The organism is Nitratireductor luteus (assembly GCF_026162365.1).
In the GTDB taxonomy this organism is placed as follows: domain Bacteria; phylum Pseudomonadota; class Alphaproteobacteria; order Rhizobiales; family Rhizobiaceae; genus Chelativorans; species Chelativorans luteus.
The window spans coordinates 1-21,205 of record NZ_JAOANW010000019.1 but is presented as its reverse complement, the minus strand read 5'-3'; the positions used below and the strand labels follow the sequence as shown (position 1 = coordinate 21,205).

Annotated in this window: 24 protein-coding genes and 2 pseudogenes; 6 read left to right on the top strand and 20 right to left on the bottom strand. The window is 60.6% G+C overall.

Annotated elements, in window-relative coordinates:
- Nucleotides 1-117: 117 nt before the first annotated feature.
- Nucleotides 118-1,620 carry a mercury(II) reductase gene (gene merA, locus N1058_RS21715; protein ID WP_338040723.1) on the top strand — a complete coding sequence of 501 codons (1,503 nt, stop codon included), beginning with the start codon at nt 118-120 and terminating at the stop codon, nt 1,618-1,620.
- Between the two features lie 386 nt (nt 1,621-2,006).
- Here the strand turns inward: merA and N1058_RS21710 are convergent, their stop codons facing one another.
- Together N1058_RS21710 and N1058_RS21705 are read right to left on the bottom strand one after the other, a co-directional pair.
- Nucleotides 2,007-2,453, bottom strand: a complete 447-nt coding sequence (locus N1058_RS21710; RefSeq protein ID WP_265519697.1) for a hypothetical protein — start codon at nt 2,451-2,453, stop codon at nt 2,007-2,009.
- A 6-nt stretch (nt 2,454-2,459) separates the two neighbouring features.
- A complete protein-coding gene (locus tag N1058_RS21705) occupies nt 2,460-2,867 on the bottom strand; it encodes a DUF411 domain-containing protein (RefSeq protein ID WP_265519696.1) in 408 nt (135 codons plus the stop codon).
- Here N1058_RS21705 and N1058_RS21700 point away from each other — a divergent pair.
- The 5 genes and pseudogenes from N1058_RS21700 to N1058_RS21680 form a co-directional block, all read left to right on the top strand.
- A pseudogene (locus tag N1058_RS21700) lies at nt 2,854-3,516 on the top strand (IS1380 family transposase); the annotation flags it as partial. The gene N1058_RS21705 and the pseudogene N1058_RS21700 overlap by 14 nt on opposite strands.
- Before the next feature lie 99 nt (nt 3,517-3,615).
- Entirely contained in the window at nt 3,616-4,746 is a 1,131-nt protein-coding gene (locus N1058_RS21695) for a multicopper oxidase domain-containing protein (RefSeq protein WP_265519695.1), read from the top strand.
- Nucleotides 4,743-5,951 carry a ZIP family metal transporter gene (locus N1058_RS21690; protein ID WP_265519694.1) on the top strand — a complete coding sequence of 403 codons (1,209 nt, stop codon included), beginning with the start codon at nt 4,743-4,745 and terminating at the stop codon, nt 5,949-5,951. The genes N1058_RS21695 and N1058_RS21690 overlap by 4 nt, the downstream gene beginning before the upstream one ends.
- 124 nt (nt 5,952-6,075) lie before the next feature.
- Nucleotides 6,076-6,432 (top strand): annotated as a pseudogene (locus N1058_RS21685) (bifunctional sulfur transferase/dioxygenase Blh); the annotation flags it as partial.
- A gap of 570 nt (nt 6,433-7,002) precedes the next feature.
- A complete protein-coding gene (locus N1058_RS21680; RefSeq protein ID WP_265519693.1) occupies nt 7,003-7,638 on the top strand; it encodes a methyltransferase family protein in 636 nt (211 codons plus the stop codon).
- Nucleotides 7,639-7,720: 82 nt separating this feature from the next.
- Here the strand turns inward: N1058_RS21680 and N1058_RS21675 are convergent, their stop codons facing one another.
- The 18 genes from N1058_RS21675 to N1058_RS21590 form a co-directional block, all read right to left on the bottom strand.
- Nucleotides 7,721-8,476: a L,D-transpeptidase gene (locus tag N1058_RS21675; protein WP_265519692.1), complete on the bottom strand. Its 756-nt coding sequence runs from the start codon at nt 8,474-8,476 to the stop codon at nt 7,721-7,723.
- Between the two features lie 55 nt (nt 8,477-8,531).
- Nucleotides 8,532-9,089, bottom strand: coding sequence for a ubiquinol-cytochrome c reductase iron-sulfur subunit (gene petA, locus N1058_RS21670; protein ID WP_265519691.1), 558 nt, complete (start codon nt 9,087-9,089; stop codon nt 8,532-8,534).
- A gap of 168 nt (nt 9,090-9,257) precedes the next feature.
- On the bottom strand, nt 9,258-9,839 hold the full coding sequence (locus N1058_RS21665; protein WP_265519690.1) for a hypothetical protein: 582 nt from the start codon (nt 9,837-9,839) through the stop codon (nt 9,258-9,260).
- Between the two features lie 12 nt (nt 9,840-9,851).
- Nucleotides 9,852-10,622: a cytochrome c biogenesis CcdA family protein gene (locus N1058_RS21660; RefSeq protein ID WP_265519689.1), complete on the bottom strand. Its 771-nt coding sequence runs from the start codon at nt 10,620-10,622 to the stop codon at nt 9,852-9,854.
- Nucleotides 10,597-11,370, bottom strand: coding sequence for a DsbA family protein (locus N1058_RS21655; protein ID WP_265519688.1), 774 nt, complete (start codon nt 11,368-11,370; stop codon nt 10,597-10,599). Before N1058_RS21655 ends, N1058_RS21660 begins: the two co-directional genes overlap by 26 nt.
- The gene (locus tag N1058_RS21650) at nt 11,363-11,899 is read right to left on the bottom strand and encodes a hypothetical protein (RefSeq protein WP_265519687.1); all 537 of its coding nucleotides are present in this window, start codon (nt 11,897-11,899) and stop codon (nt 11,363-11,365) included. Before N1058_RS21650 ends, N1058_RS21655 begins: the two co-directional genes overlap by 8 nt.
- Complete coding sequence (locus N1058_RS21645; RefSeq protein ID WP_265519686.1) at nt 11,892-12,554, bottom strand: cytochrome c oxidase assembly protein; 663 nt, start codon at nt 12,552-12,554, stop codon at nt 11,892-11,894. The genes N1058_RS21650 and N1058_RS21645 overlap by 8 nt, the downstream gene beginning before the upstream one ends.
- A gap of 37 nt (nt 12,555-12,591) precedes the next feature.
- On the bottom strand, nt 12,592-13,044 hold the full coding sequence (locus N1058_RS21640) for a DUF411 domain-containing protein (protein ID WP_265519685.1): 453 nt from the start codon (nt 13,042-13,044) through the stop codon (nt 12,592-12,594).
- 3 nt (nt 13,045-13,047) lie between these two features.
- Nucleotides 13,048-13,515: a c-type cytochrome gene (locus N1058_RS21635; protein WP_265519684.1), complete on the bottom strand. Its 468-nt coding sequence runs from the start codon at nt 13,513-13,515 to the stop codon at nt 13,048-13,050.
- Complete coding sequence (locus tag N1058_RS21630) at nt 13,508-14,389, bottom strand: WD40/YVTN/BNR-like repeat-containing protein (protein ID WP_265519683.1); 882 nt, start codon at nt 14,387-14,389, stop codon at nt 13,508-13,510. Before N1058_RS21630 ends, N1058_RS21635 begins: the two co-directional genes overlap by 8 nt.
- A gap of 26 nt (nt 14,390-14,415) precedes the next feature.
- The gene (locus N1058_RS21625; RefSeq protein ID WP_265519682.1) at nt 14,416-15,102 is read right to left on the bottom strand and encodes an SCO family protein; all 687 of its coding nucleotides are present in this window, start codon (nt 15,100-15,102) and stop codon (nt 14,416-14,418) included.
- A 64-nt stretch (nt 15,103-15,166) separates the two neighbouring features.
- Complete coding sequence (locus N1058_RS21620; RefSeq protein ID WP_265519681.1) at nt 15,167-15,445, bottom strand: hypothetical protein; 279 nt, start codon at nt 15,443-15,445, stop codon at nt 15,167-15,169.
- A complete protein-coding gene (locus N1058_RS21615) occupies nt 15,442-16,086 on the bottom strand; it encodes a hypothetical protein (protein WP_265519680.1) in 645 nt (214 codons plus the stop codon). The genes N1058_RS21620 and N1058_RS21615 overlap by 4 nt, the downstream gene beginning before the upstream one ends.
- A gap of 49 nt (nt 16,087-16,135) precedes the next feature.
- Nucleotides 16,136-16,705 (bottom strand): DUF1573 domain-containing protein, encoded by a 570-nt coding sequence (locus N1058_RS21610; protein WP_265519679.1) that lies wholly within the window; start codon nt 16,703-16,705, stop codon nt 16,136-16,138.
- A complete protein-coding gene (locus N1058_RS21605) occupies nt 16,692-17,642 on the bottom strand; it encodes a WD40/YVTN/BNR-like repeat-containing protein (protein ID WP_265519678.1) in 951 nt (316 codons plus the stop codon). Before N1058_RS21605 ends, N1058_RS21610 begins: the two co-directional genes overlap by 14 nt.
- A gap of 29 nt (nt 17,643-17,671) precedes the next feature.
- Nucleotides 17,672-18,316 (bottom strand): TlpA family protein disulfide reductase, encoded by a 645-nt coding sequence (locus tag N1058_RS21600; protein WP_265519677.1) that lies wholly within the window; start codon nt 18,314-18,316, stop codon nt 17,672-17,674.
- Entirely contained in the window at nt 18,313-18,816 is a 504-nt protein-coding gene (locus N1058_RS21595) for a DsbE family thiol:disulfide interchange protein (protein WP_338040716.1), read from the bottom strand. Before N1058_RS21595 ends, N1058_RS21600 begins: the two co-directional genes overlap by 4 nt.
- Nucleotides 18,817-19,792: 976 nt before the next feature.
- Nucleotides 19,793-20,251 carry a hypothetical protein gene (locus tag N1058_RS21590; protein WP_265519675.1) on the bottom strand — a complete coding sequence of 153 codons (459 nt, stop codon included), beginning with the start codon at nt 20,249-20,251 and terminating at the stop codon, nt 19,793-19,795.
- Between the last annotated feature and the right edge of the window lie 954 nt (nt 20,252-21,205).

The window sequence follows — 21,205 nt, the reverse complement described above, 5'->3', positions numbered from 1 at the left end:
GGTTGGCGCCCTGAAGTAGCACCGTGTTGTTTGGCGCTGCTCCTGCTGGTCGCCGTAGGCGTGATCGGCGTGGGCGCGCTCACAACAGCGGTCTACGGCCCAGTACCTGTTCTCATCATGATCGTTGCTGCAGTCGGCTACCTGCTGTGGGGACTTCGCCACGTGTCGATACCAGAAATCATTTGGAGATTTTTCATGTCCGACTGCTGCAAGCCGAAAAGTAATTGCCGCTATGACCTGGCGGTGATCGGCGCCGGTTCCGCGGGTTTCTCGGCCGCGATCACAGCCGCTGAGATGGGCGCGCAGGTCGCGCTCATTGGCCACGGCACAATCGGCGGCACCTGCGTCAATGTCGGTTGCGTTCCGTCAAAGGCGATGATCCGCGCCGCCGAGGCGCTGCACGGCGCGCGCGCTGCGCAGCGTTTTCCCGGCCTTGCCGGCGAAGCTAACGTCGTTGACTGGGCCCAACTGATCGGAGCCAAGGATGATCTGGTCGCAATCCTGCGGCAGAAGAAGTATGTCGACCTGTTGCCCGAGTACAATGGGATTGCCTATCTGGAGGGTCCTGCGCGCCTGAACGAACAGGGCGTGTTCGTGAACGGCGCCACGATCCCGGCCGACAAGATTATCATCACGACCGGCGCTTCGCCGGCCTTGCCGGATATTCCCGGCGTGGCGGACATTTCTTACCTCACCAGCACGCCCGCGCTCGAATTAACCGAATTGCCGCGTTCGCTGCTGGTGATCGGCGGCGGCTATATCGGCTGCGAGCTGGCGCAGATGTTTGCCCGTGCGGGGGTGGAGGTGACGCTTGTTACCCGTCGCCGCCTGCTGCCGGAGGCAGAGCCTGAGGTTTCTAAGGCCCTGACCGGCTATCTCTGCGACGAGGGCATTACCGTCCGCTCCGGCCTTGCCTATCGCATGATCGCGCAGACGGATCGCGGTGTCGAGCTGACGATTGTCATCGACGGGGCGGAGGAAGTGATTCCCGCCGAGCAAGTTCTTCTGACCACTGGCAGGACTCCGAACACCGATAGTCTGGGGCTTGCGGAGGCGGGCGTGCGGCTGTCCGGCAATGGCGGCATCGTCGTCGACGAGCGGATGCGCACCTCGAAGCCCGGAGTCTATGCTGCCGGCGACGTGACCGGCCGTGACCAGTTCGTCTACATGGCGGCCTACGGCGCCAAGCTCGCGGCGAAAAACGCGCTGAACGGCGACAGCCTCGTCTATGATAACGCGGCCATGCCGTGGGTGACGTTCACCGATCCGCAGGTGGCCGGTGTCGGCTTGACCGAGCGGGCGGCTCAGGCCGCAGGCTTTACGACCAAGACCTCGATCGTCCCGCTCGACCAGGTTCCGCGGGCGCTGGTTACCCGCGACACGCGCGGGCTCATCAAGCTGGTTGCCGATGCCAGGACCGACAGGTTGCTTGGGGGCCAGATCCTTGCGCCCGAGGGCGCAGACAGCATCCAGACGGTGGTGCTGGCCGTCACGCACGGCATGACGACCCGGGGATTGGGCGAGACAATCTTTCCCTATCTCACCACGGTCGAAGGGCTGAAACTCGCCGCGCAGGGCTTCGCCAAGGATGTGGCGAAGCTTTCCTGCTGCGCCGGATAGGAGGAAGAAATGGAACCTTCGCACGGATAGATCTGAGTTGCTGTCAGCAAAGGTCGTGTGTTGCGGCGCGCTGGTGCTTGTCGCAACGGCGGCAATCAGCTTCGCCGGTCTCGCCAGTTGGCTGGTCGGAGGGGCTGTTTTTGGCTTATCGCCATCGTCATGGCTATCATCGGAATCTTTCTGTGGCACCGGGGTGCGCGGCCGAGCGGCACCGGTGTTCCCATATGCAGACACGCAGCTGTTCCCTGTATGGGGTCGATTCCGGTAGGGGGCAGGATCGTACGTTAGGATAAACCAGACCTTCGTGATTCCTGCAACGGATCACCATTTGAGCCCGGTCCAGTCTTTCCCGCCACGCTTCATGAACGACCACAGTTCCCCTAATGTCAGCCGTGGCCGATGAAGAGCATCACCTGGCCGACGAAGACGGGATTGCGGGAGAAGGCGAACCGCCCTATCCTCACGATCCGGCCCGGTTCCCCGGATGCGGCCCCGATTCGCCAAGACTGTCCCATATAGGCCTGTGAATACAGCGCCAATGCGGCCCCAGCCAAAACGAGCAAAGATCCGAAAAGATTGCCCACCTGGCCGTCAAGCGCATCGTGAATCGGATCAGCAGTCACGGCATATGCGGACAGAGCTGCCGTGACGTAGATCACCGCGCCGACGAACGAAATCCGAAACAGCAAGGCCGGAAGCCCTTGTCTCTCCGATCCTTTGCCGAAGAGCCAGACCGATCGCCCCGACGCCCGGCTGGCCCACACGGTTAGGATCAGGAACAGTGCCATGTAAGCAAGTACGACCGTGGCAGAAACGGCTTCGAACGGTGACATCGCGTTTTAGTTCCGCCAGTCGGGATAGTTGGCAAAGACCTCGGTTGATCCGTCGCGGTGAACCAGCAGGACGTCATACGGCTCGGCATCCGGTCCGGGCTCGCCCATACCGGGCGATCCATAGGGCATGCCGGGGACGGCCTGCCCGATCGCGTTGGGCCGCTCGGCCAGCAGAGGGTTAATTTCGCGCGCGGGCACATGACCTTCGATTACATAGCCTTCGATCCTGGCCGTGTGACAAGCCGTCAGATCCGGCTTCAAGCCAGCCTTGATCTTCTCCTGCATCAGGTCAGCAATGGGCAGATGTTCGACTTCGGCGGTGTAGCCGTTTTCCTCGAGGTGCTTCGTCCAGGCGATACAGCAAGCGTAGCCACTTGTTGACAACATCTCCAGGTGTTGCTTCGACGGCGGCATGCTGTCGTCCAACGGCGGCGTTCTAGCTCTGGCCGAGGTCGAAAAGCGGCTGGGTGTGGCCGAGCGCTTGGCGCGCTGCATCGACGATCCGCGGTGCCCGGACCAGATCGTCCACAGCCTGTCCGACATGATCGGCTTCCGCATGAAGATGATTGCCGCCGGTTATGAGGATGGTAACGACGCCAACCGGCTGCGTTCTGACCCGATCTTCAAGATGGCTCAGGATGCACTCCCGTCGGGTCGGGACCTGGCGTCGCAATCCACGATGTGCCGGCTGGAGAACCTGCCCGGCGTGCGGAACCTGGTTGCCATGGGCCGGGCGGCGGTCGACCTTTACTGCACCTCGTTCAGACAAGTGCCGAAGCGGATCGTGCTCGACATCGACGACACGTTTGATGCCGTGCACGGCGGCCAGCAGCTGCGCCTCTTCAATGCCCATCACGACGAATACGGCTTTCAGCCGATCGTAGTGTTCGATGGCGCGGGCCGGTTCGTCGGTGCGGTGCTGCGGCCGGCCAAGCGGCCCAGCGGCATCGAGGTCCGCGCCCACCTGCGCCACCTCGTGCGGGCGATCCGCAGCAATTGGCCGAACACCTCGATCCTGATCCGGGCCGACAGCCACTACTGCGGTCCGCAGGTCATCGACTGGACCTGGGCAGGTGAGATCAGGACGATGAGGCGTCGCTGTTGAAGGTCTGTCTCTTACGTGATAATAATTGCAACTCATTCTCATTTGCAGGAAGTGTACATGCTCGAAATCTCCGATTGGCTCCGTGCAAGACTGAGCAGACGCAGCCTCCTCGGCGCGGGAGTTGCGGCAGCCGGCGGATCCGCCATGGCCGCCGCAGGCGCCGCACGGCAACCTGCGCGAGCCGAAGATGCCGGCGCCAACGGGCGTGGCAAGATGAGTGGTGCCGGCCATGGCTCCAGCCATGGCGCGATGATGACCGTGGGGGAAGTCGACGAAGAGCGAAACGGCTTCGACACGGCGAAGATGCTGACCGATTGGAACACGGGAACCGTCTCCCGCATGCACGACGGCCGCACCCTGCGGACATTCGAGATCGAGGCGGTCGACAAGGAGATCGAGATCGCCCCGGGCGTGATGTTCCCGGCCTGGACCTATAACGGTAGGGTCCCGGGTCCGGCGCTCAGGGCAACCGAGGGCGAAAGGCTGAAGATCGTCTTCCGCAACTTCGGCTCCCACCCTCACTCGATCCACTTCCACGGCATCCATTCGGCGCGCATGGACGGGATTCCGGGGGCAGGCGTTGTCAATCCTGGGGAAGAATTCGTCTACGAATTCGACGCCAAGCCCTTCGGCTGCCACTTCTACCATTGCCACGCGCTGCCCCTGAAGCGGCACATCCACAAGGGTCTCTACGGCCTGTTCGTGGTCGATCCCGATCCTGCGCTCCACCCGGATCATACCGATATTGCTCGCTCCCGCCTTTTCGGCACCCCGGAGAACGCGGAGTGGCAGGAACTTGCGATGGTGATGAACGCCTTCGACACCAACTTCGACGACGAGAACGAAGTCTATGCGGTGAATACCGTCGCACACACCTACATGAAGCGGCCGATCCCCATCCGGCGCGACAAGCCGGTGCGCGTCTATCTCGTCAATGCAGTCGAGTTCGACCCGATCAACTCGCTCCACCTGCATGCCAACTTCTTCGACTACTACGATCACGGTACGACGCTGACGCCGACGCTTCGCACCGTCGACACCGTCATGCAGTGCCAGGCCCAGCGCGGCATTCTCGAGTTCTCCTTCAAGAACCACGAGCCGGGGCTCTACATGTTCCATGCGCACCAGTCCGAGTTTGCCGAGCTCGGTTGGATGAGCTTCTTCGATGTGCGGGAGGCGGTGGTATGAACGAGGCTCGCCCGCTCTCAAGCGTCCAATCCGCTTCTGGTAAAACGCCGCGATCTCGCTCGTCCCTCGTCTGGCTTGTCTTGCCGCTCGCCGTGTTGGCACTTGCCGTAGCTTGGCTCCTCGCGGCCGATCCTTTGCGCTCCTTCGACAACGGCGCGCCGCCGGTGGAGAACCTGACATTCGAGCGGACGGTCCTGTCGTCGGATGGCATCGACGTACTCGTCCGCGCCGGCGGCTCGGAACCGATGACCATCGCCCAGGTGCTGGTCGACGAGGCCTACTGGCAGTTCACGCAGGACCCTTCGGGACCGCTCGCGCGTGGCGAGACCGCCTGGATTCGTCTGCCCTATCCCTGGGTTCAGGGTGAAGCGCACGCGGTGAAGATCATCACCAATACAGGTGCAACGTTCGAACACGAGATCCCGGTCGCCGTGCGGACGCCGGTGCCCACCACAGGAAGCCTCGTCAGTCAGGCTCTCCTGGGCGCCTTTGTCGGCATCGTTCCCGTAGCGATCGGGCTCATGTTCTATCCGGCGTTGCGCGGCATCGGGCACAGCGGCATGAACTTCCTTCTCGCCATGACGGTGGGGCTGCTGGTCTTCCTGATGATCGACGCCGGAGGGGAGGCATTCGAGCTTGCGGACGAAGCCGCGGCCATCTTCCAGGGCCAGGTGATGGTTGTTCTGGCGGCTGCGGCAAGCTTTCTGCTGCTCATGGCGATCGGCCGCCGCGACGGCACACCAGCCGGGCTGGCGCTCGCGACATTCATCGCCCTTGGCATCGGCCTGCACAATCTCGGCGAGGGCCTTGCCATCGGCGCGGCCTTCGCGTCGGGGGCGGCAGGTCTCGGTACCTTCCTGGTGCTCGGCTTCACCATCCACAACATCACGGAGGGCATCGGGATTGCCGCCCCGATGCTGAAGGCACGCCCTGCCTTATGGATTTTCGGGGCACTGACGCTGCTCGCCGGTGGCCCGGCGGTGCTCGGGCTTTGGATCGGAAGCCTCGCCTATGCGCCGCAATGGTCGGCGCTGGCGCTGGCGATCGGCGCTGGCGCCATCCTTCAGGTCGTCGTCGAGGTCACCGCCTACCTCATGAAGTCCGACGGGCGTGGCTTCGCGGCCCTGTCCTCGTGGCCTGTCCTGTCCGGGGCTGCCTTCGGCGTGGCGTTCATGTACGCCACGGCCATGCTGGTGAAGATCTGATCGCGAGCGGCCTGGGACGCATGCTTCAAACCAGCGCCCGGTGCAGTGCCGCCTTGAACGGGACGGGGCGATTTTGAAAACGGCGCCGGATCGATAAATTCGGCAGCCAAAAGTCTCCATCGTTGATTTCCCCGGCGGCAGCGCCGCACGTCTCTGGGAGTCAGTCCAGGAGATTCCGGCCCTCCCGGAAGAAACGCGCATCTTCACCGGCCATGACTACCAGCCCGACAGGTGCGAACCCAGATGGGAATCGAATGTCGCCGAGCAGAAGGCAAAGAGCACTCATATCTCGAAATGCAGGTCGCAGGCCGAGTTCGTGAAGCTCCGCGAGGCGCGCGACAGGAGGTTGCCCGTGCCACGGCTTATCCTGCACGCACTGCAGGTGAACATGAATGGCGGCCGCCTGCCAGAACCGGAGTCGAACGGCACGCGGTATATCAAATTCCCGCTCGACGCGCTCGACGGGGCGGCTTGGGACTGACACGAACGGAGTTCGATATTGGGCCGAGACGGTCGAGATGGTATAGAATGCCGGCGATCAGTCGATTGGTCGCCCCACCGCACCCGTCTGATAATCATCGCCCGCTTCTAGACGGCGAGCACTTGCTACACGACCTCCAAGTCACGCGAAAGATCGGGAAACGCCACGAGGCACTGCCTCCAGGTCCCATCGACCTTTGAGTGCGAGAAAGAGTTGATTTAGGTGCCCCGAGTTCTTATTTGCCAATAAGATACTTGCGTTTCTTATAGCCGGCAGAGAGATTCTGTCGGCGGCCGGAAACAGGAAAGTTCCGGAACAACTCAGTCGCATTCCACTTGAGACGTAAAAGCTAAGAACCGGCATAAGACCACCGGCTGATTCACCATGGAACGACACGGCCATGAAGATGCCGGCCTGACGTTCACGCGGGAGACGAGGCAGAACGCGCCGGTCGCGCAGGCTTCCCGTCGAACTGTCGGCGCATGCCAGTGCAGGTCACTTTGCTCCGGCATTGCGGATCATCTGTAACAATGGCCTGCCGCGGGTGAACCGCCAGTCAAGGAACGCACGATGAGTTTTACTGGTTGGGGTGTCGCGGCGATCATGATCGTTGTCGCATCCTGGGTCTTCTACCACTACTTTGCCCCTCAGAGGTGGCGTGAGTGGGCGGGCGCCGGGTTGGTGCAGGCGTTCATCATCGCGCTTTATGCCGAGATGTACGGTTTTCCTCTGACCGTCTATCTGTTGGCGCGCACCTTTGGCCTTGACCGGGAGTATGTCGGCTCAAATCTCTGGTCGACACTTTTTCAGCTCGGCGGAACAGCGATGCTTGCTTCAATGCTCATCGGCTATGCGCTTGTGGTGATAGGAGTGGGCTTTTTCATACATGGGTGGCGTGAGGTCTACAGAGCGCGCAAGCAGAACCGGCTTGTCACGGGCGGGTTATATCGGTTTGTCCGGCATCCCCAGTATACCGGATTGTTCATAGCTTTGTTCGGTGAAGGCATTGTGCACTGGCCGACCGCGTTCTCGGTCGGGCTGTTCCCGCTGATTGTAATCGCCTACTACTTCCTCGCTCGCAAGGAAGAACGCGAGATGATCCGTCAGTTTGGGAACGATTATCGCGACTATTGCAACCGCGTGCCGATGTTCTTTCCCCGATGGGGCCAGTGGCGACGGATGGCTCAGGCATCACAACAAAGGTGAGAGCAGCCGGCGCATGGCAATAGCGGCTCCGGCAGCGTATGGAGGGATAGCGTCCGTTCCCTGTCACGGGTTCAGAGGGCAGCTACGTCGAAAGCGCAGGCCGGGTCGGACCGAGGCTCGTGACCAGAATGGGCGTCCTGTTCGGCACACGATCATGCAGATCGATCACGTCCTGGTTGAACATGCGGACGCATCCCGACGACACTGACTGGCCGATCGTCCACCACTCCGGTGTTCCGTGGATGCGGTAGAGCGTGTCTACTCCATTCTGGAAGATATAGAGGGCACGTGCCCCGAGCGGATTCTTGGGGCCCGGGTCCATGCCGCCATTGGCGATGCTGTAAGGCTCGAGTTCAGGCTGGCGCGCGACCATCGTATCGGGGGGCGTCCAGCGCGGCCATGCGCGCTTGTACTGGATGACGCCGCGTCCGGACCACTCGAAGCCGGCTCGGCCGAGTCCAACGCCATAGCGCATGGCCTTGCCGTTTTCGCGGGTGAGGTAGAGAAAATGGTTGGCAGTATCAACGACGATTGTTCCGGGCCGCTCGCCAGTCGGATCATCGACGAGCTGCCTGAAATAGATGGGATCGATACGGTCGACCGGAATGGCAGGGATCGGAAACTTCTCGTCGGGACGAGCCGCATAGATTGACGTGTAATAGGAGAGATCGCTCTTTTGTATGCTGCCGACGTTGTCCTTCGAAGAAGATTGCGGGTTGGTAGCCCATGCTGAGAAACGGGCAGGCTCGCTTGTTGAACAGCCTGCCAGCCCTAGCAGGGCGGCTACACTCCCAAGGCGAAGAAGCCCTCGTCGATCGAGGCCACTTGGATCTTTCAAGCGGCCCTCCTGTTTTTTCAAACTACTCACAACAACTGTCCCTTCACTTGATTGGTCATCCGATGCGGATCCGGTTGTCATCCAGGAATGCATATGGCGGCACGTCAAGATTGCGCGGTGCGGGTCCTTTCCTGACCCGTCCGGCGCTGTCATAGATTGAGCCATGGCACGGGCAGAACCAGCCGTTATGCGGACCGCGGGGATCGCCCTCCTGCTGCCCGAGCGGAATGCAGCCCAGATGCGTGCACACACCGATGACCACCAGCCACTCGGGTCGCTGGACCCGGGCGCTGTCGGGGGCCGGGTCGATAAGATCGGGGCTGTCGTCGTCGGCGCGGGCCTGCCTAATCAATGCCTCCGTGCGATAGACGATGAACACTGGTCTGCTGCGCCACTTGATTGTGACACGTTGGCCCGGCTCGATCGGGGAGAGATCGACCTCTGTTGTTGCGAGGGCGCCCACATCGGCGGATGGCTGCATGCCATCGATAAGGGGCCAGACGGCTGCTGCGGCACCAACAGCAGCTGCCGTGCCGGTGGAGATATAGAGGAAATCGCGGCGGTTTGCGGGCGCCGGCTTCGGCATCCTTGATGTTTCGGCTTCCGTACTCATGTGGCGCCTCCTTCCTCGTCATGACGCCGTTCGCTCGGCTGGATCGCCTTTGCGACAAGTTTGATGTGTGCCTTTGTTCCTACCCAGCCAAGCACCCTGGCAGCATGGCACCATATACCGCCTGCTAATTCGGCGGATTCGGTGACGCGAAGGGGTCACTGACCTCGCCTAGTGTACGTGCTCACCGCTGCCACCACAGCCGTCAGACAGATCCCAAACGTCAGCAATCTGCTCGCCGGTAAAGCCGTGCTCGCGGATCAGATATTTCGCCAATCCACCATAGACGTGCCAGCGCCAGCACTCGCAGCAACAGGGCCCCTGCTCATCGGAATGTTTCATCGCGTAGTCGTAGGCCGCTTGCTCTACAGGTGTTAGCTCCGTCGAGTAATGGGGCAGGAGCTGCTGGGCGATTCCGGCCGGGATGTCGTACGGATCGCTCGTAATGAGTGCGATTTCGGCGTACTTCGTCAGCCCTCTGACTTGCTCGACATAACGGTGCTCATCCATGCGGCTGCAGCAGGAGCCTTGCAGCAGCGCCGTGGCGGGCATCGCTGTGATTGAGTCCAAAAACTCGCCCGAACAGTTGCTGTTACCGTTCTGGCTAAGATATTCGAAGCGCAGCTTGAGCGCTTCATCCCCTAAATTCTCCGCGGCCAGACTGCGTGGCGGGTACAAGCCTGCTCCGAGTCCGATCAGGACGAGAACCGCCGCACCGATTATTGCTTCTTGAAATCGAAATGCCCGGGTCATGGAGAGGCCTCCTTAGCCGATTTTCGTGAGAATCGGGAACTGCTCAAGCAGCCAGAACGAAAACGTCGTCATGGTGCCGGTCATCATCGCCACGCCCATCACGATCATGATCACACCGGCGCCGATTTGAAGAATGCGGCCGGTACGCTTCATGCCTTTCAGACGTTTGGCGAGACTCTCGGTGAAAAGCGCCGACAACAGAAATGGAACGCCCAGTCCGAGGGAATAGATGCTGAGAAGCGCAATGCCACTGGAGGCTGTCGAGGACAGCGCGCTGACGGTGAGAATTGCCCCGAGAACCGGACCGATGCAGGGAGTCCAGCCAAACCCGAAAGCCAGGCCCAGGACATAAGCGCCAAGTGGCCGACCGCCCCCGAAATTCCCATGGAATCGTAACTCCCGCTGCAGCCATGGCAGCCGTACCAGGCCGGTCATGAAGACGCCAAAGACGATGATAACGGCGCCGCCAATGATGTTCGTTTCGTATCGATATGACAGAAGAAGCCGGCTGATCGCCGTTGCGCTGGCTCCCAAAGCCACGAAGATGGTCGAAAAACCGAGAACGAACCACGTGCTGAGAAGCAGGGTGGAAAGGCGGTCGCCGAAAGACCGCTGCGGTCCCCCTGCCACCGCAGCGTTGCCTGCGACATAGGATATATAGCCGGGAACGAGCGGCAGGACGCACGGCGAGAGAAAAGAGATCGCGCCTGCCGCCAGCGCCGTCAGAATGCCGATGTTGGATATCTCGAACACAGTCTCAATCCTCGGGCTTGTCTCGTGCATCGGCTATGAAACGCTGCAACGTCGCGAGGTCGACCAGACCGCGAACGATCTCATCGCCGACGACAAAGGTCGGCGTACCGGTAATGCGCAGGTCGTTGGCGAGCGTGCGATTGCGCTCGATTGCGTTCGCAATGGCCGGATCCTGCATATCCCGCTTGAGCTGCTCGACGTCGAGGCCAACATCGCCTGCAATGGTCAAGGTGGAACTCTCGCTGATCCGGCCGGGAAAACCCATCAGCGCCTGGTGGAAAGCCCCATATTGTCCTTGCTTATGGGCCGCGAGGGCCGCCCTTGCGGCAAATTCCGAGCCTGGACTTAGGATAGGCCATTCCTTGTAAACCAGCTTAAGGTCGCGATCCTCGTCCACCGCTTGCTGAAGGATTGGTGCGGCTTTGCGGCAATAGGGGCAGTTATAGTCAAAGAATTCGACCAGTGTGACGTCACCGTTCGGATTTCCGCCAACTGGCGCTTCCGGGTCACTGAAGATTTCGTCGCTCCGTTCGGCAACCAGAGTCTGCAGCTCGTTTGTTTCGGCGGCCAGCTTACGCTGCTCGAGCCGCTGCAGGGCTTCCACGACGATCTGGGGGTTCTGAAGAAGATATTCACGTGCCTGCAACTCGAAATCGCGAGAGATAGGCTTCCCGGCGTCAAGGACGCCAGTTACGGCGAGAAACGCCAAGCCGGAAAGAAGAACGGCAAACATTGACAGAACAAGTGAAGCGATAACGCCAGGCGTCGGCTTATGCATGGGTTTTACTCCTGCGAGTCACGGTTGGTAGGCTATGGGTTTCAGGCCGACCATCAATCCGCATGGGCCGACGCGCCCACCAAAAGCCGGCGAGAGGAATGGCGACCCACTGGACCACTGGAGAAACGCCCGTACCGAAAACCACCGGCATCAAATCGGAGTAGGCCCAGCTCTCTCGTACCGCTGTATTGAGCCACTCACTGAAGATCGTGTAGCCGAGCCCGAAACTGATCGCCAGAACAGCCACGCTTCTGTACTTCCGCGCGGGCCACCCTGCATCCCCGACAAAGATGAGCGCCAATATGAGGGATGAAAGCGCAATCAACAGGTCGCCGCCCGTGCAGTGGACGACGGCGAAGATAAGCTCGCCTGCCGTCCCCTCCGTCCAGATCGTGTAGAGCGGAAGGTGCAGTGTCTCCCAAACGAGATTTCCGCCCAGGATGGCCAGCAAATAGCGCCGCATCGTCGCCAGCCAGAAACTGTCACCTTGCAGCGAATCTGGGATGGGTCTGGAACGAAGGCTATCCATCCAGATCACCCTTGCCCGTCGTCGCCGCGATCCCATTACTCTCCATGTACCGCTCGAGCGCCTCGGGCCCTTTGTCGAAGAAGGTGTAGGAAAGGGTGATGGTTGTGACCCCGTCCAGATCCGGATTGTCTTCAATGGCCGGGTCGACAAAGAAGGTCACAGGAAATTCCTTCTCCTCGCCCGGCATCAGCAGTTGCTCCGTAAAGCAGAAGCACTCGATCTTGTTGAAATATGCACCCGCTTGCAGGGGCACGACATTGTATGTTGCTGTACCGAGGATTGGCCGATTGGTCGGATTCCGGCCCCTGTAGGCGACCAGCCCTGTCTCGCCTAGCGCGAGCTCGACCGGCTTGGGAGCTTCGAACTCCCACGGCATGCCGGTGACGTTGGCGTCGAAGCGGACCGTGACCCTTCGCTCAGACTGGTTCGGAGCTGCCTCGGCGACCTGCGTCGTTCCGCCATATCCCGTCACCTGGCAGAACAGCCGGTAAAGGGGAACCGCGGCAAAGCTTAAGCCCACCATCACAAGGACAAGCCCGGCCAGAGCGACGGCGGTCTTTCTCTTCCGTCTGACCGCCGCGTCGACTTGCTCGGACTTCTTAAATACCGATGGCAGCAGAGGCCTCCGCTTACCATCGTTCAAGTCTACATCCATCTAAGCTCTCTCGGCTCATCGTCCAAAGGCATGAGTATCATTCCGTTGCGTAGACTTCCGGGGCGTCATTGGAGATCACGTAGATGTTCAATGGCCCGGACTTGGGTCCTGGCATGCCGGGCACCCCTGTCGGCATTCCGGGCAGGGAAATGCCTCTGATCTCCGGCTTTTCCTCAAGGAGGCGATTGAGTGTGTCGAGGGGAACCAGCCCTTCAACCACATAGTTTTCGACGCTCATCGTGTGGCAACCGGCCAGTTGCTCCGGCACGCCGGCCATTTTCTTGATCTGCGACAGGTCGGTAGTGTCCTTCAGCGTGACCTCGAAGCCGTTGGCTTCGAGGTGCTTGGCGTATTCGTCGCAACAACCGCATTGCGGATTCCTGTAAAGCGTCGCTTCGATCGGCGCAGCTGCGTGGGCAACAGACGCCGACAAAACGGTTGTGACGGCGAAGATGGGAGTAAAAAAACGCATGTTGATTTCCTTCTGCATCAGTCATTTCGAAGTCTGTGTTGCTTCAGCGGGAAGCGGTTCATTCTCACTTGCTTCCTGCTGGTAAAGCCGCTGCTCTTCTGTCCACAGCGATTTCAGGTAAGCGATCACTGCCGCGATCTCTTCCGGTTCGAGAATCTCATCGAATGGCGGCATGGTGAGCCGGTCGGTTTTGTTGAACGGGTCGCGCCATCCCTTGCTAATCATCTCGTACAGGTCGGCATCTGAATGCCGCCAGGTGTGCCCCTCCTCGTTGTGAGGCGGCGGAGGCAGGTCGCCTTCGGCGTTCGGCTCGCGCCAATTGGCAGCGCCTTTGCCTTCAACACCGTGACAGGAGGCGCAGTACTGTCCGTAGGTGGCCCGACCTGCCTCGACCTGTTTGGAATCCAACATCGGCAAGGAGTCGCCCGCTGCGCTGGCGGATATCGCTGCAAGCACCACTGCCAGGCAAACCAAAACCCTCCTACTCACCAAAGCGTTCCCACGTTTCGGCTTGGTCGGTGCTACGGAAGAGTGCGCCATCGATGGAGGCGGCAAAGAGTACTCCCGAGGGCGTCACGGTCAGCGCCGCCACGAGTGCGTCCGGCGCCGTCGCCGGCTCCCACTCCTGGCCACCATTCGTGCTTCGAAACAGCCCCTGCTCGGAAGCGGCGTACAGCCGCTCCGGCTGCTGCGGGTCATAGGCAACGGTGTCGGTCTGGCCATTGAGTTCGCCGGCGTCGCGCCACAAGCAGAAGCAGTCCATCGAGACGCGCACGCCTTGCGACGTGGCCGCGTACAGCCAGCCGGTTTCCATGCTCCCCTGCATGTCGGTGTGGATCAGCTGTTGAATTTCTTTAGGGCCCTTGTCGACCAGCTTCCAATTTTCGCCGGCATCCTGGCTCCGATAGATGCCGTTCTCGGGAACAAATGCATAGAGCGTCTCCCCCAGGGTCGCGTGGGCAGCGAACGCAGTGACTTCGTTGCTCGGCAGGCCTGTGTTTGATCGGGTCCAGCTGGAACCTTCGTTTTCGGTACTCAGCACGCCAAGGCCCGGCCCGGCGATGAAGACTGCGCCGGCCCGATCCGCCGGGACCGCAATGGCCGCTATACTCCCGCCCGCCAATGGTGGCAGTGGAATCGAAGCCCAACTGGCTCCCTGGTCGACGCTACGGTAGAGCGCTTTGCCGTCGCTCTTCAGCAGGGCACCGCTGCTGGGGTCATTAGTCAGCGCAATGATCGGAGCTTGTGGGCCATCGCCCGCTCGTACGCCGGTCATCGACAAAGCTGCGATCAGAGCCAGTAACACGAAGGCAAGAGACCATCGGGCGCACAGGCGTTTCATTCCGGTTGAGGTGACGTGCATTCAGATTGTTTCCATTTGTGTGATGGCTACAGCCATGAGCGGATTCGCGACCACAGTGATTCATGATGGGGAACGTTGGCGTTCGTCAGTCCGTTGATGAAGACGACCATGTTCGTGGGTTCGAACCCAAGCCCGTGAAAATTGGCGACCCACTGTCCGTCTTGGTCGATCACGTGGGTGACCACGCTATGAACCTGATATCCCTCCTCGGTGACCGTGAAGCTGTGGCCGAACTTTTCCGCAAGATTGCGGGTGGTGTCCTCGGGCTTGTCAGGTCCGCTGGTTAGAAAAACCCAATTGGTCGTCGGATTGAGGCCGTGAACCGGACCGTACCCCTTGAGGACTTCCGGGACATCGCGTTCGGGGTCGGTGGTTACGGTAACGAACTGCACCCGATCCTTCATCGGTGTTTCATTGGCCATTGACTGGATTTCGCCGATCCGGTCCGCGTGCAGCGGGCACACGTCGGGGCAGCCGGCATATATGAAGTGCAGCACAACGACCTTGCCGCGAAGGTCCTGCAGGCGGACCGACTTGCCGTCGGCGTCCTGAAGCGCGAAGTCCGGGGCGGGCTCGCGCTTGATCTCGAAATATTTTTCCGTGTCGAAGAGGTCCTGCTGCACGTCTTCCAGCGAATGGGCTGATACGAGGCCAGGCGCCAGAACGATAATGCTGCCGATCATGCCTCCGACGACGTGACGCCTGGAAATCATGCTATTTCTCCTTCACAGTCAGGTGCGGCGGCTCGCGGAAAGCGAGCCCGCCGATCTTTGCTGCTCAGCCTCCGTTTGGCTGCTCGCCCTCTTCTGCGGGCATGTCCATGTCCGACATCATGGCCTGCATCATTTTGTTGCAGTTGCTCATCATCTCGTTCATCTGGGACATCATGCCCATCATCCCCATGCCGTTGCCCTGCATGCCCTCCATCATCTCCTGCATGTCTTGAGACTGTGCCGGCTGGCCGGTCTCGGTGTCGTCCTGCGCAAAGGCGACCGGCGAGGCGGCGAGAGCTGCTATGGTGAATGCGGTCGTCAGTATTTTCGATGTCTTGTTCAATGGAACGTCTCCTTTTCCTGGTTGGGAGTTTTACCGGCCAAAGGTCCGGCGTGCTCGGGTTGAGGCACGGTTTGGCCGTCAACCGAATCTAAATTGGTGTCGGACGGGTCGGCGATGGGCAGGGGCTGGGCAACGCCATTCGTCGATTTGGTTGCAGCGACTGGCGCGGCGGTCTGGTCGCCTTGCGATTTCGAGCAGCAATCTACTTCGCCCAGATTTGAAGCGGAATCGGCCTGAGCGGGTTGAGTGAAACTTGGATCTTCAACCGAACCCAAATCGCGGTTGGATGGAGCGGCGATGGCCAAGGGGGCCGTCGCCTCGTCTGTTGATCCGTTTGCGGCCACCGAAGCGGCCGTCTGGTCGCCTGCTTGCGATTTTGAACAGGAACTTGCTTCACCAGAACCTGTTTTCGAGCAGGACTTCATCACGCACAAGCCCAGGCCGCACATGATGGCGCAGGGTGCAAGTGCAATCAGAAGCGGCGCCAGACCCGCCATGACGAGCCACGGCCAACCGAGCCAAAGCGCCGGCACGCCTAAGGCGATTGCAGCAACGATCAGGCCACGCCGGCCGCGCAGCTGATAGCGGATGTATCGGAATATATCCGCGCTCAGCGATGTCTCTGGGACGGAAGTGCTCATTGGTGGTCCTCTCTCTGGTTCCCGTGTGATTGTGGTGTTCGGTTGGTCTTCATCCCGTAGCGCCTCCCTTGACGGTTGCGTGCACGCCGAGCTCGACAACCGGGTTTTGCGGGTCGGTGGTGGCGAACTTGACGTTCCGCGCCACGGAACCCTCCACAGGCATCAGCGACGGCTTGTAGGTGACGGTGACCAACGCTTCCTCGCCGGGGGCGAGAACGCCTTTCCAGGTGTTGGCGGTGGCATCATTGTGCATTGCCATGTTGAACTCCGGGCTGTTGCCGTCGGGCAGAGCGATTTTGGCGAAGGTGCACATGCAAGAGGTGCGGACCTGGCTGAACTCGACGGGTTGGGTACCGGTATTTTTCAGGCGGAAGGTAGCACTGGCCACCTCCTCAACTGTCATCTCGCCGAGCTCCGCCTCTTCCCTGTCGATGGCCAGCGACGCGCCCACTGTCGCCTCTACGGGCGCGATCTCGCTGTAGCTGGCCTGGGGCGGCTGCGGAACCGCGGCCCGATAGACCGCCATGGCAACACCGCCGGCCATCACAGCGATAACAACCAGGGGTATGAGGAATCCCTTGGCGGCAGATCCGGCGCTCGTTGCGTTAGCCTTCTGCATCGTCCACCTCCGTCGTTGTCCACTGCTCGCCGGCATTCCTGCTGACGGCGAGCGTGCCGTCTGCGCCGACGGCATAGATCCGGTCGGGGTCGCCGGCATCTACCGTGACGACCGCGTCCTCGACCAGATCGGTCGCCTGACTCCAGCTTTGCCCACCATCTGTCGTCTTGAAGACGCCCTGGCGCAGTCCTGCGTAAAGGACTTCAGGTTTCGACGGGTCGACGGCGAGGCTATAGACCCGACCCTCGGGGAGCCCTTCGTTCGAAAGCCGATCCCAGCCGCAGAAGCAGTCGGGGCTTTTCACCACGCCGGTATCCAGTCCAGCGTAAAGCCAGATGCCGCCCATCCCGGTGGGACCGTTGACCGAGACCAGGCTGCGGATCTCCTGCTTCTTCGGCCCATCATCAACCCGTTGCCATGACGCCCCGGCATCCGTGCTGCGATAGAGCCCGGTGCCGAGAACCCAGACGTAGAGCTTGTTCTGGTCCTTGCCGTCGATCGAAAAACCCTCGGTAGACATGCCGCCAAGACCCGAGCTGGCGGAATGCCAGGTTGCGCCGCCGTCGGTGCTCTTGACCACGCCGACGCCGTGGCCGGTTGCGTACATCACCAGCGGGTCGGTGGGATCAATCGAAACGGACGTTATGTTCGCCCGCTCTTCGGACTTGGGAATGCCGTCGATCGCCGCCCAGGATTTCCCCTCATCGGTGCTGCGGTAGATTGGCCGAGCGCCAAGGAAAAGTTCCTTCGTCTGCGGATTGACCGCGAGAGCGTGGACGTGCCCGCCAAAGCGGCTCGGCGCCAGGTTATCTGCATGCTGACTTGCCTCGACGCCCGCTGTGCCCGAATTTGGTACCTGTTCGGCGGTCGCGAGCCCGGCAGGCACTGTAACGGCAACGAGTACCGGAATAGCCAGTAGTTTGATCATTGTTTTCATTTCGAATTTCCGTTTCCAAACGTGAAGGTTCAGCTCGGCTCGCCGGGCGCCTTCCCAAGTTGCTGTTGAATGAGACCGACTAACTCTTGGCTGTCCCATTCGGCGGGGCCGACAAGGCGCCCTGTCTCCAGGCCATCGGGATTGATCAGCAATGTCGTCGGGATTCCGACGGCTCCCAGCCGGTAGGCCGCCTTGCCGGACGCGTCGAGATAGATGCCGATCGCCTCAAGGCCGAGTTCGTCATAGAAGGCCTTGACCTTTGGAAGACCGTCGCGATCAATCGAAAGCGGCACGACTTCGAAACCGGGTCCGCCAAGCTTCGCCTGCAGCCGATCAAGTGCAGGCATTTCCTCGCGGCACGGCACGCACCAGGTTGCCCAGATATTGAGCAGAATTGTCCTCCCGTGGAAGTCCGCCAACGACATTTCGCGCCCGTCACCGTCAACGAAGAAAAGGTTCGGAACGGCTTGCGGCGCATCGTGGATGACCAAGGAGCCTGTATCCTTTCCAGCTTGCGTGGAGATCGATGCCGGTGGCGTCCGGTCCGCGAGCTCGCCGGACGGTGTTGCTGCGAAATGGTGGTAAATCCCGCCTCCGGTGAGCCCCACGGCGCCCACCGCAATGACAATAAGGATGGCGGTCGACAGACGTACACCAAGAACTCCGGTCCTCATCGGCGTAGCTCCGCAATGATCGGGGCTATTCTTTCGCGATAAACCTCCGGCGTGACGGCGCCGACATGCTTGAAAGCAATGCGGCCCTCCTTGTCGATCACGAAGGTCTCCGGCACGCCGTAGACGCCCCAATCGATCGAGACGCGGCCGTTCAGATCTGCGCCAGTCCGCGTATACGGATCGCCCATGGTGTTGAGCCATTTTTCCGCGTCCTGCGGCCTGTCCTTGTAGTTGATGCCGTGGATGGGGACGGCGTTGGTTCTCTTAAGCTCCATGAAGACCGGGTGCTCTTCCCGGCAGGCGGTGCACCAGGACGCAAAGACGTTGACGAGGGAAACCTCGCCTTCCAGATCCGTGCTGGAAAGACCAAGCGTCCTTCCCTGGACCGGTGGAAGCGTGAATTCAGGCACAGGTTTGCCGATCAGCGCCGAGGGCAGCACACTTGCGTTGCGTCCCAATCCCCACGCCAGCATGACAGCGAGTGCGAGGAACGCTGCCAACGGCAGGATCATGAGCACGCGACGGCGCGCAGGCGACGGCGCTTCCTGTGCGCTTATCGCATCTGCTGTACGAGCCGGTTCAGGACTCGCACTTATGTGAGCCGTTTGTGGAGCGGAAGACATAGCATCCTCATATTTTCCAATTTTCCCGCGCGTGCCGAAGCGGCTTCTGAACGCGGGTGGACTGGAAACGGGCGGCTGCACAAATGCGTGCCGACCCGGACGGGGACGAAATCACCGCGAGATGCGGCGAGAGCCGTCCTAGACGAGGATGTTGGTTTTTGGAGGGAAGGGCTCTGGCAAGCCCCTGAGGCCAGCGAAATGCTCAGAACCGGTCGAGTAGGTAACCGAATCCGGTCGCAGGGAGGTATTCGTCTCGGCAGACGCCAAGCCATGCATGCATGGGCCCATGGCTGCGCACGCCGCCGATGTCATGCCAGTATCGTCGCCGCCACAATCATTGCAGCCGCCTGGCAGGGGCTGATCCACGGAAGCTTCCATGGTCGCCTGCATAGTGCCATCGTCTTGAACCACAGCCCAAGCTGTCCCCGCCCCAAGAGCGAAGAATAGCAGCGCGGTGATTACACAGCGAAGACTTTTCATACCGCGCAATATAGGGAGCTTCTCCCAGCCTGCCAATACCCTTACAAGCGACCGTTCGTCACGCTGCGAAAGCGAGCGATCTGAAGCATTTGTCTCGGCATTCGTTTCGTCGCCCGGCCGACCGCTGCGGCATGGCGCTTCTTGAGGTCAACAACAAGGCGACGGAAAGTTTTCTTATTCGGCACCTTCCAGGAGTGCCCCCGTCAGCCAAGAGGTTCCTGCCTGGCGGCCGTAGGTTTCTGTCAAGCGTCCGACAGGGTGCAGTAGGGAGGGACCCGAAATCCTTCGATAAGCACGACCGTGGAAGCTCGATCGTACGACTGCCCAGGTAGGCGTTTCAGCCGCTGGAAGCTCAAGGGCGGCTCCACTGCCCTCAAATGCCGCTTTTGATGGGTTTGCGGTGCATGCCGTTTTTATCGCATTCGACAATCGTTCTTTCCATGAGGCCAACAACCTCGTCGAACCGGGCCATGGCTTCCTCGAAGGAATCGCCCCACATCGCAAACTCGATGTCGACTTGAAGGCCGCGCTTTCGGGTCTCAAGGAACAGCGTCGGAAATGGACCAACCACAAAGCTTACATAGTTGGCATCCTTACCGAAATTGATCAGTTGCCGCTGCATTTTCCGGATCAGTTTGAAGATGTGCTTCTTGGAGCAGTTCTGATCCAAATCCCGAAAGATCAGCATGAGACGGCCGCCCAGACAGCCGCTCTTTTCCGGAAAAGGGGAACTGGGCAATCGATAAAGGCGCTTGGTCAACCCGCAGTCCGTCGTCTCGAAACGACCGTCCGGTCGGTTTATGTATCGCAGAAGCCGGTAGAAGTGCTGCACGCTTTGACGTCCCGCGTGCGGTTTGAAATCCTCCAGCACCGTTGTGATTAGGTCGGGCCTAGTCTTGAAACATAGTATCGCGCTTTAGAATCATGCCTGACACCGGAGTAGGGGTGCCTTCGCACAGGGTACCTCAGCATCACCTCGGTTCTGTCTTGGACGGCGGCTGACATTTTCCTCGCTCACCCTACTGTTGATTGACAACTGCCCGGCGACGACAGCGCATCGCCGGACGCCTTCAGCCCGTATGCGCGAAACAGCAGCCCACGCAGGTGAAGGAATTCAGCTTCGGTGGGTCAGGATCAGGTCTGCTAAACGAGCACCTGACCCGCTGATCAGGGGGGCGAAAGAAAGCTGCCAAGACGGTAACCGGTGGCACAGTGTTCGGCGACACCGCGTGAGCAGGAGTGCACATGGCAGGGCAGCTTGGGGTGGCCATCGCAAGGCCCTTGCAGGGCGTCTGCTCGGATGGCTGGTGATGGAACGCTGCCGCGGCGGCGCCCAGCACGGCAGCAGAAACCTCCGGCTTCTCCAGCATCGATGCCGCTGATAACAGGAAAAGCACAAGGCAGCACAAGATCAGACGCACACGTGTCATCACGCTCAATATGCGCCGATTGGCGCGTGGGGCCAACCGTCCTTGCTTCCGACTCGGGGTCTCAAGGTGACCGCTGTATCGATCTGATCTCCGATGGACAGGATGACGACGGCAGGCCAGGTAAGATGGTCTGTCAGAAGCCAGCTGACTATGTCTGCCAGATCGAAGACGCTATTGCCCACTGTCCAATGCGGGCTGCACTGCTGCGCACAATGACGTAACGCGCAATGCTTCTGTAATGGGCCTTTGCTCGTCAAGTCCCTTCGAGTGATTATCACGCCGCCAGGATCATGCTTCTGTCCGTGGTCAGCACGAAGACTGCCACACTATGCCATCAGATCCAGAGCCGGCAGGTC

Excerpts from the sequence above, each read along its gene's own strand:
- petA (WP_265519691.1), bottom strand. The coding sequence starts at position 9,089 with ATGAGTACGGAAGCCGAAACATCAAGGATGCCGAAGCCGGCGCCCGCA.
- N1058_RS21610 (WP_265519679.1), bottom strand. The coding sequence starts at position 16,705 with ATGCAGAAGGCTAACGCAACGAGCGCCGGATCTGCCGCCAAGGGATTC.
- N1058_RS21605 (WP_265519678.1), bottom strand. The coding sequence starts at position 17,642 with ATGAAAACAATGATCAAACTACTGGCTATTCCGGTACTCGTTGCCGTT.
- N1058_RS21710 (WP_265519697.1), bottom strand. The coding sequence starts at position 2,453 with ATGTCACCGTTCGAAGCCGTTTCTGCCACGGTCGTACTTGCTTACATG.
- merA (WP_338040723.1), top strand. The coding sequence starts at position 118 with ATGATCGTTGCTGCAGTCGGCTACCTGCTGTGGGGACTTCGCCACGTG.
- N1058_RS21695 (WP_265519695.1), top strand. The coding sequence starts at position 3,616 with ATGCTCGAAATCTCCGATTGGCTCCGTGCAAGACTGAGCAGACGCAGC.
- N1058_RS21690 (WP_265519694.1), top strand. The coding sequence starts at position 4,743 with ATGAACGAGGCTCGCCCGCTCTCAAGCGTCCAATCCGCTTCTGGTAAA.
- N1058_RS21640 (WP_265519685.1), bottom strand. The coding sequence starts at position 13,044 with ATGCAGAAGGAAATCAACATGCGTTTTTTTACTCCCATCTTCGCCGTC.
- N1058_RS21630 (WP_265519683.1), bottom strand. The coding sequence starts at position 14,389 with ATGCACGTCACCTCAACCGGAATGAAACGCCTGTGCGCCCGATGGTCT.
- N1058_RS21680 (WP_265519693.1), top strand. The coding sequence starts at position 7,003 with ATGAGTTTTACTGGTTGGGGTGTCGCGGCGATCATGATCGTTGTCGCA.
- N1058_RS21600 (WP_265519677.1), bottom strand. The coding sequence starts at position 18,316 with ATGAGGACCGGAGTTCTTGGTGTACGTCTGTCGACCGCCATCCTTATT.
- N1058_RS21615 (WP_265519680.1), bottom strand. The coding sequence starts at position 16,086 with ATGAGCACTTCCGTCCCAGAGACATCGCTGAGCGCGGATATATTCCGA.
- N1058_RS21650 (WP_265519687.1), bottom strand. The coding sequence starts at position 11,899 with ATGGATAGCCTTCGTTCCAGACCCATCCCAGATTCGCTGCAAGGTGAC.
- N1058_RS21660 (WP_265519689.1), bottom strand. The coding sequence starts at position 10,622 with ATGCACGAGACAAGCCCGAGGATTGAGACTGTGTTCGAGATATCCAAC.
- N1058_RS21625 (WP_265519682.1), bottom strand. The coding sequence starts at position 15,102 with ATGATTTCCAGGCGTCACGTCGTCGGAGGCATGATCGGCAGCATTATC.
- N1058_RS21655 (WP_265519688.1), bottom strand. The coding sequence starts at position 11,370 with ATGCATAAGCCGACGCCTGGCGTTATCGCTTCACTTGTTCTGTCAATG.
- N1058_RS21705 (WP_265519696.1), bottom strand. The coding sequence starts at position 2,867 with ATGCCGCCGTCGAAGCAACACCTGGAGATGTTGTCAACAAGTGGCTAC.
- N1058_RS21665 (WP_265519690.1), bottom strand. The coding sequence starts at position 9,839 with ATGACCCGGGCATTTCGATTTCAAGAAGCAATAATCGGTGCGGCGGTT.
- N1058_RS21645 (WP_265519686.1), bottom strand. The coding sequence starts at position 12,554 with ATGGATGTAGACTTGAACGATGGTAAGCGGAGGCCTCTGCTGCCATCG.